Origin of the sequence: 'Prunus avium' virescence phytoplasma, assembly GCF_050916135.1 — a bacterium.
Classification (GTDB): Bacteria; Bacillota_I; Bacilli_A; order Acholeplasmatales; family Acholeplasmataceae; genus Phytoplasma; species Phytoplasma ziziphi.
The window spans coordinates 322,655-335,355 of the sequence record NZ_CP069156.1; the positions used below are offsets into that span (position 1 = coordinate 322,655).

At 21.5% G+C, this 12,701-nt stretch carries 14 protein-coding genes; 12 read left to right on the forward strand and 2 right to left on the reverse strand.

The annotated features are described in order from the left end of the window. Nucleotides 1-259: 259 nt before the first annotated feature. Nucleotides 260-787 (reverse strand): hypothetical protein, encoded by a 528-nt coding sequence (locus JNO41_RS01445; RefSeq protein ID WP_432729637.1) that lies wholly within the window; start codon nucleotides 785-787, stop codon nucleotides 260-262. An 826-nt stretch (nucleotides 788-1,613) separates the two neighbouring features. On the opposite strand from JNO41_RS01445, the gene ruvA reads away from it, so the two are divergent. The 3 genes from ruvA to JNO41_RS01460 all read left to right on the forward strand — a co-directional run bounded on the left by ruvA (nucleotide 1,614) and on the right by JNO41_RS01460 (nucleotide 3,895). Further along, nucleotides 1,614-2,171, forward strand: a complete 558-nt coding sequence (ruvA, locus tag JNO41_RS01450; protein WP_121464123.1) for a Holliday junction branch migration protein RuvA — start codon at nucleotides 1,614-1,616, stop codon at nucleotides 2,169-2,171. Nucleotides 2,172-2,190: 19 nt separating this feature from the next. Further along, complete coding sequence (ruvB, locus tag JNO41_RS01455; RefSeq protein ID WP_121464124.1) at nucleotides 2,191-3,189, forward strand: Holliday junction branch migration DNA helicase RuvB; 999 nt, start codon at nucleotides 2,191-2,193, stop codon at nucleotides 3,187-3,189. A gap of 367 nt (nucleotides 3,190-3,556) precedes the next feature. After that, the gene (locus JNO41_RS01460; protein ID WP_121464125.1) at nucleotides 3,557-3,895 is read left to right on the forward strand and encodes a hypothetical protein; all 339 of its coding nucleotides are present in this window, start codon (nucleotides 3,557-3,559) and stop codon (nucleotides 3,893-3,895) included. 402 nt (nucleotides 3,896-4,297) lie between these two features. Here the strand turns inward: JNO41_RS01460 and JNO41_RS01465 are convergent, their stop codons facing one another. Beyond that, the gene (locus tag JNO41_RS01465; protein WP_201736610.1) at nucleotides 4,298-4,762 is read right to left on the reverse strand and encodes a hypothetical protein; all 465 of its coding nucleotides are present in this window, start codon (nucleotides 4,760-4,762) and stop codon (nucleotides 4,298-4,300) included. Nucleotides 4,763-5,231: 469 nt separating this feature from the next. Between JNO41_RS01465 and JNO41_RS01470 the strand changes: the two genes are divergently transcribed. From JNO41_RS01470 to rplS, 9 genes are all read left to right on the forward strand, one after another. Beyond that, a complete protein-coding gene (locus JNO41_RS01470; RefSeq protein WP_161554989.1) occupies nucleotides 5,232-6,758 on the forward strand; it encodes an ABC transporter substrate-binding protein in 1,527 nt (508 codons plus the stop codon). A 245-nt stretch (nucleotides 6,759-7,003) separates the two neighbouring features. After that, nucleotides 7,004-7,168: a hypothetical protein gene (locus tag JNO41_RS01475; protein ID WP_161554990.1), complete on the forward strand. Its 165-nt coding sequence runs from the start codon at nucleotides 7,004-7,006 to the stop codon at nucleotides 7,166-7,168. Nucleotides 7,169-7,789: 621 nt separating this feature from the next. After that, on the forward strand, nucleotides 7,790-8,644 hold the full coding sequence (locus JNO41_RS01480) for a hypothetical protein (RefSeq protein WP_121464127.1): 855 nt from the start codon (nucleotides 7,790-7,792) through the stop codon (nucleotides 8,642-8,644). Next, nucleotides 8,625-8,822, forward strand: coding sequence for a hypothetical protein (locus JNO41_RS01485; RefSeq protein ID WP_152031107.1), 198 nt, complete (start codon nucleotides 8,625-8,627; stop codon nucleotides 8,820-8,822). Before JNO41_RS01480 ends, JNO41_RS01485 begins: the two co-directional genes overlap by 20 nt. A gap of 55 nt (nucleotides 8,823-8,877) precedes the next feature. Next, entirely contained in the window at nucleotides 8,878-10,233 is a 1,356-nt protein-coding gene (gene pyk, locus JNO41_RS01490; protein ID WP_236628357.1) for a pyruvate kinase, read from the forward strand. Nucleotides 10,234-10,515: 282 nt separating this feature from the next. Beyond that, nucleotides 10,516-11,286 carry a Bax inhibitor-1/YccA family membrane protein gene (locus JNO41_RS01495; protein WP_121464129.1) on the forward strand — a complete coding sequence of 257 codons (771 nt, stop codon included), beginning with the start codon at nucleotides 10,516-10,518 and terminating at the stop codon, nucleotides 11,284-11,286. 47 nt (nucleotides 11,287-11,333) lie between these two features. After that, a complete protein-coding gene (gene rpsP, locus JNO41_RS01500) occupies nucleotides 11,334-11,588 on the forward strand; it encodes a 30S ribosomal protein S16 (RefSeq protein ID WP_121464130.1) in 255 nt (84 codons plus the stop codon). Between the two features lie 4 nt (nucleotides 11,589-11,592). Next, entirely contained in the window at nucleotides 11,593-12,342 is a 750-nt protein-coding gene (gene trmD / locus JNO41_RS01505) for a tRNA (guanosine(37)-N1)-methyltransferase TrmD (protein WP_121464131.1), read from the forward strand. Continuing rightward, the gene (gene rplS, locus JNO41_RS01510) at nucleotides 12,332-12,685 is read left to right on the forward strand and encodes a 50S ribosomal protein L19 (RefSeq protein WP_121464132.1); all 354 of its coding nucleotides are present in this window, start codon (nucleotides 12,332-12,334) and stop codon (nucleotides 12,683-12,685) included. The genes trmD and rplS overlap by 11 nt, the downstream gene beginning before the upstream one ends. Nucleotides 12,686-12,701 lie beyond the last annotated feature (16 nt).

Consider the following 12,701-nt stretch of genomic DNA (forward strand, 5'->3'; position numbering starts at 1 on the left):
AAATCTATTATTTTTTTATTTAAATTTATTATTTGGTTAATATTTTGAATTATATTTTCTAAATATCGGAAATCGAATTTTATAAGTTCGATTTTTGATTGAATTTGAATTAAAGTTTCTTTTTTTCTTTTTCTTGTTGAGCGGTTATTGTTTTTTTTATGATGTTCTAAGCGGTTTAATTCGATATCTACTTTATATTTGTTATGTTCATAAGAATATTTTATTTCGTTTTGTTCTTTGTTTTCTATTAATTCTTTATTTATATTTTTATATTTTTTATTATTTCAGCAATTTTAAAATTTAATTCTAAAAATTTAATTTCTTTTAGAAAATGATTATCGATCATTTCTTTTTCTTTTTGACAAGAAAATTTATTTTGTTGTATTTTTAAATTATTATTTTTTTCTCTCAAATTATGTTCGATATTAATAATTTTGATGTTTTTTTGGCTTAATGATTTTAAAAATATATATTTTAATTGCCAAAGATATAGATTTTTAAGATTCTCTATTTTATTTCGCTTATTTGTTTTCAATAATATAATAAAATTTTTATTTTTTGTATTGTTTGTAAATTCCGGAATAAAAAACATTTTTAATTTATTTGTTTGAATTAGTTTTTTGGTTTTTTCTTTTAAGTTATTTTCTTTTTGAAAAAAATTTTGCTGTATTTCGTTTAAAATTTTATTATGTTGATTTAATTTTTTTTGAAAAAAAATATTATTTTTTTGAATTGTTTTCGCAAAATTTTCTTCTTCTTCTTTTTGTTCTTTTTGTATTTGGTTCAAATAGGAATTATATTTTATTTCGATATTTAATATTTGCTTTTTATGTTTTTGTTTTATTTGGTTAATTTGATTATTAGAATGGATATGTTTTTGTTCAAAATCTTTTATAATATCATAAGTAATATTTTTGATTTTTTCTGATAATATTTGGTTCTTTTCTACAAAAATTTTGTTTAATTTTTCTTTTTGTAAAATTTTTTCTTTTTCGATTTTAAGGGTATTTTCGAAACATTGTTCATTATTTTTTTTGTTTTTTCTTGTTTTACTTTGAATTTTTGATAAATTTTTTCTTTTTCTATTTTTTTTTGTTCTATTTTATTTTTTATTTTTCGAATTATAAAGTCATAATCTTCGTAATTTATTTTATCTTTTTTTGGATATGCTTTTGTTTGATTTATAATTTTGGATATATTATCTTTGTGTTTGATATTTAATTTGTTTATTTTAAATAAAAAATTTTGCTTTAAATTACTGTTATCCTTAAATTGTTCTTGCTTAAGTTTTTGATAAAATAATAATTGTTTTTTAAAGTCTTCGAAAAAATTATTTTTTCCAAAAAGATTTCTAATTCTTTTATTTCTAGCGACAAGTTATATTCTGGGATATCTTTATCATTATTGGGCACTTTTAAAGGTGATATAAATTGTTTTGATAAAGTCATATTAAATTAAAATCAACTTTCATTTATTTTAAAGAATTTAAATTTATTTCGTTATTAATGTATATTAAATATATTATTATATATTATAATATTATAACATAACTAAATTTTAAGAAAATGATATTTTCGGAAATAAATTAATAAAAAGGATTATATATTTTTAATATGTATTTTTATATTAAAGGTAAAGTAACATCTATTCAAAATGATAGTGTTGTCTTAGATAATAATGGTATTGGTTATCACATTGGTTTTTCTAATCCATATGTTTTTTCTATAAATCAAGAAGTAAAATTGTTTACTTATTTTTATATTAAAGAAAATATTCATTTTTTATATGGTTTTTTAAATACTCAAATTTTATTTTTTTTTAAAAAATTAATCGCTATTCCAGGTATTGGGCCGAAAAGCGCTATTTTACTTACTAATCAAGATTTTTTTCAAGAAATTCAAAAAGCCATATCCGAAAATAATGTTTCTTATTTATTGAAATTTCCAGGAATCGGTCAAAAAACAGCACAACAAATTATTTTTCATTTACAAAATAATGACTTTTTTCAAATTAATAAAATTTTATTAAATCCGAAACAAAGAGATGTTAAAGAAGTATTGATTAATTTAGGATTCAAAAATAAAGAAATTGATAAAGTTATCAATAAATTAGATTTTAATAAAGAAATAGAAATTATTGTTAAAGAAGCTTTATCATTAATGATGAAATAATTTTTAAGGATATTAAATTATGAAAGATTTAAAAACATGGGACGATAAAAAAGAACAAACCGAAGAAAATAAAAAATTTTTGAGACCTCAAAGATTACACGAATATATAGGTCAAACTCAAATTAAAAAAATTTTATTCGTTTATTTGAAAGCGGCTCAAAAAAGAAAAGAATCAATAGATCATCTTTTGTTTTATGGGCCTCCTGGTTTAGGCAAAACTACTTTAGCTAAAATTATCGCCAATGAATTAGGAGTTAATTTTCAAGTTACCAGTGGTTCTAATATTGAAAAAATTGGCGATATAGCCATTCTTTTGAGTAATTTGCAAACAGGAGATATTTTATTTATTGATGAAATTCATAGTCTGCCTAAAAACGTTGAAGAAATTTTATATTCAGCGATGGAGGATTATGTTTTAGATGTTGTCATTGGTAAAAATGATGAAAAAAGAACAATTAGGATCGATTTGCCTCCTTTTTCTTTAATTGGAGCGACTACTAAATTTGGAAATATCGCTTTTCCTTTAAGAGATCGTTTTGGTTTGATTTTAAAGTTGGATTATTATCAAAAAGATGAGTTGGAGTTAATTATTAAAAGAACAGCTTCTGTTTATGGCAACGAGATAGAAGAAAAAGCCTTAGAAGAACTAGCTAAAAGAAGTAGAGGAACTCCAAGGATAGCTAATCGTTTATTTCGAAGAGTTAGAGATTTTGCTGAAATTTATTCAAAAAAAAATATTACTTATGATATAACTTTACATACTTTAGAAAAGTTACAAATAGATGAAAATGGTTTAGATGCTACAGATTTTAATTATTTACAAAATTTAATTTCTAAATTTAATGGTGGTCCAGTAGGTATTAAAAATATTGCAGCAACAATTGGAGAAGAAATTTTTACTATTGAAGAAGTTTATGAACCTTATTTGATCAAAGAAGGATATATTAAAAGAACTGCTCGGGGCAGGATAGCGACAGATTTGGCTTTTGAATTATTAAAACAAAAAAATAAGAAATAATTTTTTTAAATAAATAGAAAATTTGCAATTAATTAATAGTTGTTAATTTTTTCAATTTTTTTTATACATTTACTGATTGATTTGCATATATTAATTTTATTATTTTTTAATTTATGTTAATATATAAAATGTAGGTTTATTTAATCAAGAGTAAACTTTTTAAATTGAAAATATATAGATAATATAATTATTATATGATACTTTGGCAATTTATTTATTTAGGAACAAATTATAAATTTAAATATTTTTTTGTGAAGAAAGACAATTTTTATTTTAAAAGTTATATAATATTCTTTTAATAAATATAAAAAGATATTTTAATGAATAAAGAAAATTCAGTTATAAATATTAGATAGGAAAAAATAATATGAAATATAGAGTCGGATTAGCAACTAAAATTGGATGTGTTTTATGTATAATACCTAGTTGTGTTTTGTGTATTATTTTCGGACTTGGAATACCTTTTGTTATTTTATTTTTAAATGTATTTAATGGTAAGGTAAGAAAAGACACAAAAATGTTAGCAGGTATTTTGGGTCTTGTGTTTTTTGGATTTTTAATACCTCTTGCAAGTGTATGTGGTAGCGAGGTAACACAAGAAACAGAAATATCATCAGGTATTTTTTCTCTTTGTTTTGGGATTTTTCCAGGAATTTTAATTTTAATAGGCAAATATAAAAAAATTAAAAAAAAATTAGTAAATTGAAATGCCATTCCTCCAATATTAAAATAATACATCCATAAGACAAAAATAATTAGAATTAACACTCAAAATAAAATTCAAAAATTAAAATTTAATTTTGATTTTTTTGATTTTATGTTAGCAAATTGAAAAAAATAGTTTAAACTACTAGTAATTAGTTTTTAATAAATTTTTTTAGTATTTTTTTGATAAAAATGTTTGTCGTATTCGTATTTAAAAAATATTTTTAAAAAAAATTTAATTATACCAAATTATATATTGTTATAGAGATTTTTGTTTTATTAAAAAATAAAAAAATTAAATTTTTATAAATGGTTTAAAATAAAAAAAGATTATCATTTGATAATCTTTTTTTATTTTATTTGTTTCTAAAAATTTAATTTTTTTTATAAAAATTATAATTAATTAATAATCTTTATCTTCATCGTCATCATCTTCGTTATCATCGTCGTCATCTTCATATTCATCATCGTCATCATTGTCGTCATCGTCATCTTCTTCATCGTCATCTTCTTCATCGTCATCTTCATATTCATCATCATCGTCATCATCTTCTTCATCGTCATCTTCATATTCATCATCATCGTCATCATCTTCTTCATCGTCATCTTCATATTCATCGTCATCTTCATATTCATCATCGTCGTCGTCTTCATATTCATCGTCGTCGTTGTTTTCATAATATTCATGATTTAAATTATGATTATCATTTTTATATTCTAATTCTTTTATTTCTTCCATTAATGGTTCTTTATATTCAATTTCTTTTTCTAATTTAATTTTGAATTCTTTTATTTTTTTTCTTAATAATTCTTCTTGTTCGTTTGATATTTTTTTTCTTTTATTTAAAAGTTCTTTTCTGTTTCCCATTTTCTTATTACTTTCTTAATTTTTGAAATTTTTTATATATTTTTATATTATTTTAATATAAGTTATTTATCTTTAAAAATAACTTTTCAGAAAAACAAAAGAATCAAACAAGATCATAATTTAATTATCTTAAATAATTAGTTTTTAGAAATGATTTTTTGTATTTTTTAGTTTTTTTTTTAATATTCTTCTTATTTTTAAATTATCATAAAAAAATTTTTTTGTCAAGTTAAATAAAAAAAATCACACTGTCATAACTAATTTAAACAATTTTTATTTTAAAAGTTTAACTTTTAAAATTAAATTTTATTTTTTACTTAAATTAAGTATTTGTTGGACATTGATGTGGTTAAAAGGTACTGATCAGGAATAAACGTAATAATCAAAATAACCCCTTAAAATAAAACTAAAGAACTAAAATTTGATTTTTATTTTTTTAGAAAATATATCGTCTCAGGAGAAAATAAAAGTGGTATCAAGGGATAAAATTAAAAATTTTTTATTTCTTTTCGGTTATTTTTTATTGTTATTTAATATTGCTTTTATTTTTAATATAATTGCTATTCGTAAAAAAACCAATTTAAAAGAAGAACCTTTTCAATTAACAATAGACGAATTCAAAGACGCTAAAGAATATTTCAAAAATTCTAAAAAAAAGGTTAAAATTACTTTTTGGCATAATTTATATGCGGAAGAAAGAAAAGTATTAAACAAGATTATTCAAGATTTTGAAAAAGATTATCCTGGTATCGAAGTTTTAGAAGATAATAAAGGAAATTGGGGACAAATATTTAAACATGTTTCTAACGCTTTAACTGTTGATAAACAACCTAATTTAGTTGTTTCTTATCCTGATCATGTGGGATTTTATCATAAATCTAATAAAGTACTTCCTTTAGATGCTTTTATAGATAAAGATGAAGATTTTAAAAACAATAAACAAAATGATTTTTTACCATATTATTTCGCACCGATTCAAATAGAAGACAAAATAAAACATTATTATTATTTACCTTTTTTAAAAACAACAGAAATTATGTTTTATAATAAAGATTTATTAAAATCTATCCATGATAAAATTCCTGAATTAATAAATGACAAAGGGGAAATAGCAAAAGATTCATTGTCATGGGTTCAAATGGATGAAATATCTAAAATATTAAAAGATTCAAATAAAAAAGATTTTATACCAATAGTTGTTGATAGCGAATCTAATTTATTTATAATTTCTACTCAACAAAAAGGAATAAATTACCCATTAACAAAAGAACAAACTCAAGATTTTTTACATAACTCTGAAGTTCAAGAATTACTGCAAGAATTTAAAACCAGATATGATAATAAACATTTAACTTTAGGAAAATTGACTGGCGAAGAAGATAAAGTTCCTGAACTTCTTATTAACAACAATATTGCTTTTTATATTACATCAACAAGAAGGTTAGACAATTTATGCATAGACAATGCTTTTATTCCTAAATTGGGTTATACAAATGTGCCTACTGTTAATTCTGAATCAAATAAAAATATTTTACAAGGTTCAAATGTTAATTTATTTTATTCTAAAAATAAAGACGAGATGTTAGCTTCTTGGTTTTTTTTAAAACATTTAACTTCTGAAGACGTTTATAAAGATTTTTTAAAAGAAAATAAATTTTTTAATATTACACGTCAAGCAAGCATAACACAAGTCAAAGATAGGATAAATGAAATAGAATCGGAAATAAATAAAAAACTAACAGATTCAAATAAAGAAGAAACAAATAAATTAAAATTAAGGAAAGAATTTTTGGAAAAATTTATTTTACAGAATGCAAATAGTCAAGAATCCCAAAAAAATTTTTTTACTATTTATGTTTTTGAAAATTCGGATTTTTTTATAAATATTATAGCAGATTTATTTATAGAAGTTTTAATGATTGACAAAAATTTAAATGATAAAGATACAGATGCACGAATTAAAGAATTATTGACAGAAGCTATCAACAGAATATAGAAATTGACAAATTAAAAAAATCATTTATATATTGATATATTTTCGATAAATATCACTTTTTCATTCAATTAAAATTATAAATTTTGTCAAAATCAAATAATATATAAATAATTCAAAAGTTATGCAAAATAAAAATTATTATTTTTTATATTTTTTTTATTATTAATATTGTATAATTATAATTGCGAAAGGCAGGGATATTAAAGAATAATTTAATTAAATTAAATGATTAATCGGGGATGTTTATGGAATTTGCCAAAACTAAAGAGTTTTTTATGCATATCTTGGTAACGCAAGTAAAAATGTTCGAGGTTAAAATAAATGGCAATACTAAACAAAAAGAAGTTCCTTCTGTAAATATGAATTTTATTCCTTCATTTGAAGGCGTAGGACAATTAGCTTTTGCTTAAAAAAAATTTATTTTTAATTCATTATTTTATTGAATAATCAATATAGATAAAGTTTTATTATAAATCCGAAAGCTAAAATTTTTATTTTTATATAAACTCAATTTTTTTAAATCTTGATATTATGTCAAGAAATTTAATTTATTATTTTATTATATAGACTACTATTAGTAGTTTTATAATTTGATATTATTTTTTATGATTCTAATCAGAATTATATTAATTTTTTTTATTAATTAGTTTGTTTGTTTTGAAAAAACAAAATAAGTATGTAGACATTAAAAAACGAATTAGTTTTGTACAGGGGTTCGAATCCCCTCATCTCCACCAATAAAATTATTAAATTTATTAATTTAAATAAATTTAATAATTTTATTGGTGATTTTTTTGTCAATGATAATTTTTTAAATCATTTTGGATATAATTATTAAATTAAAAATAGACTATTTATTATGTTTATATTAAATCAAAAAATATTTTTGTTTTTATTTTTTGTTTTTCTAACGATAAAAAGTTATAATTTTGAATGATATTTTATTTTTTTAAAATTAAAAAGTTTTCGAAAAGAAAAATTATATCTTAATTTTAATTTAAGAAATTAATTTTTAAGGAGTATAAAAATTGATGTTAGAACAAAATAATAAAAAAATTTTTTCAAAAAAAATTATATTATTATTAATTACTGTAATTTTAGCTTTTGTGGTTTTATTTATATGTAGTAGATTAAATGCTTTTACAGATGAAATAAAAGATGAAGTAACTAGTGTTTCGAAAAATATGAATGATTCAATTAATTCTTTATCTCAAAAATTGAATAGTACAATTGACAAATGGGATACCAAATTTCAAAAAGATGAAGAAGAAATAAAAGAAGAATTATTTAGTTTTTCAAAAAAATTGAATAGTACAATTGAAAAATGGGATACCAAACTTCAAAAAGATGAAGAAGAAATAAAAAAAGAATTATCAACTCAATTAAAAGAAGAAATAACAAAAATTAGCCAAAATTTAAGTAAAAATTTCCAAGATAAAATTTGGGAAATGAAAGAAGAATCATCAACTAAATTACAAAAAGAAATAGAAAAAATTAGCGGAAATATAAATACAATTTTACAAGATAAAATTGGGGAAATAAAAAAAGAATTATCAACTCAATTAAAAGAAGAAATAACAAAAATTAGTAAAAATTTAAGTAAAAATTTCCAAGATAACATTGGGGAAATAAAAGAAGAATCATCAACTCAATTAAAAAAAGAGATCCAAAAAACTAGCGGAAATATAAATACAATTTTGCAAGATAAAATTGGAGAAATAAAAGAAGAATTATCAACTAAATTAAAAGAAGAAATAACAAACAAAATAAAAAATTTTGGTTTGCCAAGTTTACCAAATCCGTTTAAAAATTGTAATCTTTTTGGGGCTAAAACAGATAAAAACACAAATGAAAAAACAGATAAAAATGCAAAAAAAAATAGATGAAAATGCAAATGAAAAAATAGATGAAAATATAAATGAAAAAACAGACGAAAACACAAATGAAAAAATAGATGAAAATATAAATGAAAAAACAGACGAAAACACAAATGAAAAAAAAGATGAATCTGTCATTTCAGGCGTAAAAAATTGGTTGTTTAGTTGGTTTCATAGTAGTCTTTAAAAATAAAAAAAATATTTAATGTTTTTAAAAAAATAAAAGAAAGTTTATTCAAAAAATGATTAATAAAGTAAAATTAGTATCTACATTAGGTCCTGCTTGTGATAAAAAAGAAATTTTAAGTAATTTAGTTAAAAATGGTCTTTGCGTGGCTCGTTTTAATTTTTCTCATGCTAATTATGAAGGTAGCGAAAGAATTTTACAAATTATTAAAGAAATTAATCAAGAAAATAATAGTTATTTAGGAACTATGCTTGACACTAAAGGACCTGAAATTAGAACTCATAATTTTGATGGAGCAGTTCAAATAGAAAAAGATTCTGAAATAAGAATTTGTTTTAATGAAGTTTTAGGAACTAAAGATAAATTTTCTTTAACTTATGATTTATATGATGATATTAAAGAAGGTAATTTTATTTTTATTGATGATGGTTATTTAACTTTAGAAGTGATTAAAAAAAATTCGCAAACGCGTGAATTAGTTGTTAAAGCTAATAATACTCATGTAGTGAAATCACGTAGAGGTGTTAATGTTCCTAATATTAGATTGCAAATGCCTTATATTTCCGAAAAAGATAAAAATGATATTTTATTTGCCTGCAAACATAAATATGATTTTTTAGCTCTTTCGTTTGTAAGAAGAAAAGAAGATCTTTTTGATGTTAAGAAACTTTTAGATTCTAAAGAAGAACATAATGTAAAAATTATTTCTAAAATAGAAAATCAAGAAGGTTTAGATAATTTAGATGATATTATTGAGTTTTCTGATGGTATTATGATTGCTCGTGGAGATTTAGGAATCGAAATTGATAGCGAATTAGTTCCTTCTCATCAAACAAATATAATTAAAAGTTGTTTAAATGCAGGAAAACCTGTTATTGTGGCTACTCAAATGTTAGAATCTATGCAAAAAAATCCTCGTCCTACTAAAGCAGAAACAAGTGATGTTTATAATGCTGTTTTAGAAGGCGCAACTGCTACAATGTTATCAGGCGAATCAGCTTCAGGTCTTTATCCAGAAAAAGCAGTTATGACAATGGCTAAAATACAAAAAGAAGCTGAAAAAAATGTTAATTACGATTTTATATCTCAATTGTATAATTCTGAAAAACTCGAAGATTTTTTAGCTTTTGCTGCGATTCAAATTTCTTTACAATATCCTATATCAGCAATTGTTGTTGATGATAAAAAATATGCTATTGCTTTATCTAAATTTCATTCTATAGCTCCAGTTTTTGTTAAAGTCGAAAATATGAGCGAAGCGACTTCTTTATCTTTAAATTACGCTAATATTCCTTTTTTAAACGAACAAGAGTTAAAAAATAAATTAGAACTTTTACAAAAAGAAAGTGATGATAAGAAGATAATATTAGAAATTAAACAAGATAGTTTAAAAATTATATCAGAAGAATAAAATATTTATTTTTATGTTTAAAGAAAATTAATTTATTTAATAAAATTTAATAATATTTTCATATTAATGATTTTTAATTATAAATTTCATTTAAAATTATAATTTATAATTAAAAAAATATTTTTTTAAGCAAATATTATAAAAAAAATATTATAATTAATATATAAAATAATATTTGTGTATTTTTTTATTTTTAAATTAATTGAAAAATGAATTATTCTTGTTTTTAAATCGGATAATAAAGAGGATTTAAAAATCGGATAATAAAGAGGATTTAAAAAAATGTTAAGAGATAAAATTAAAATAAGTGGTACTTTCGAAAGAATTAAAGATAATTTTTTCTTTACTTCTAAAACAAATATTATTTATCAAAATAGAGTAACACGTGCAGGAATAGCCGCGAAAACAATTATATTATTACTTGTTGTTTCTCTTTTTTCGGGTGTAAGTTGGTTTTTTACAGATTCTTTCAGGGAAGGAATAAAATCTATTATTTTACCATTATTTTTTATTTTTTCATTGATAACTTTTTTCGCTTCTATAATTGGAACTAAATCTGTTGAATTATCCAAGGTATGTTCTTTTGTTTATTCAGCATTTACAGGAATTTCAGTAGGCATTATGTTAAATTTATGCAAAGACACTAATGTTATGCCTATTTGTTTAATGGCTTTATTTGCTACTGCTTCGGTTTTTGTAGTTACATCATATTTGTATTATAAAGGATCTTTATTAGAGATTGACAATTCTCAATTAATCAAAAAAATGAGCTCTATATTTTTTGTATTGTTTATAATAGAACTTGTTGCATTGTTTTGTTGTAAAGATGCATTTTATTATGCTATGATATCTATTCCTATTAATTTATTTATGATTATATTTTCAACGTTGATATTAATTGAACATTTTCGTTATGTTGATAATGTTATTATGAACAGTATGCCTATTAAATATGAATGGCAATTATCTTTAGGTTTTTCAATGCTTTTTATTGCTATTTTTTTAAGAATATTTGAACTTTTAATGTTATTATTTGGTCGTAATAATGACTAGGTAAATAAAATTAAAATTATTAATTTAAGAAAGCGAGTTGTTTTAAAATGGCAACAAAAATACGTTTACAACGTTTAGGGAATCATAAAAGACCTTTTTATCGTATAGTTTCTATGGATTCTCGTAACAAAAGAGATGGTAAATTTTTAGAAATTTTAGGAACTTACGAACCGTTTCGTAATTTAATTGATGTAGATTTAGATAAAGTTCAAAAATGGCTATCAGTTGGTTCTCAAAAAACTAAAACCGTTACTAATTTATTAAAAAGAGCTAAAAGACAAAAAAATATTAATTTAAAATAAAATAATGCAATTCGATATTATTACTATTTTTCCTAATTTTTTTGATAATCTTTTTAATAATTCAATTATGAAAAGAGCCCAAGAAAAAAATAAAGTTCAAATTAATATTTATGATTTAAGAAAATACAGCCAAAATAAACATCATCAAGTTGATGATACTCCATATGGCGGAGACGATGGAATGTTGTTATCTTTTCCACCTTTTTATGAATGTTTACAAAAAATAAAAAGGACGAACAGAACAAAGGTAATTTTATTATCTCCCCAAGGTAATTTATTGAATCAATATAAAGCTATTAAATATTCAAAAGATTATTCACATTTAATAATTTTATGCGGAAATTACGAAGGCATAGATGAAAGAATTTTAAATTATGTTGATGAAGAGGTTTCAATAGGAGATTATATTTTGACTGGAGGAGAATTTGGAGCTATTATTTTAATGAATGTTTTGATTAGGCTTTTGCCAGGCGTAATCAAACAAGAATCTTATCTTCGAGATTCGCATCAAACTGGTTTATTAAAATATCCTCAGTATACTAAACCTAGAAATTATAAAGAACATAAAGTTCCTGAAATTCTTTTATCTGGGAATCATTCTAAAATTGATAAATGGCGCCAAAAAGAAAGTTTAAGAAATACTTTTTTTAAAAGACCCGATTTATTAGAAAAAATAAATTTAGATTTAGAATCAAAAAAATTGTTAATAGAAATTCAAAAAGAAGAAAATAAAGGAAGAGAAAATGAATTTTAAAGGGCAACAATTAATTCATTCAATTAATTCAAAAAATTTAAGAAACATCCCTGATTTTAAACCAGGAGATACTATAAAAGTTTTTGATAAAATTGAAGAAGGAAATAAAAAAAGAATCCAAGTTTTTGAAGGTATAGTTATTCGTCGTAAAGGAAGTCATATTTCTGAAACTTTTACTGTTAGAAAAGTTTATGCAGGAGTAGGAGTAGAACGTATTTTTCCAGTACATTCTCCTTGTTATGAAAAAATAGAGATTGTACGTCGTAGTATAGTACGTAGATCTAAATTATATTATATTAGAAAATTATCAAATAAAGCTATTAAGATTAAAGAAAAAAAATAATTTATTAATTAATTAT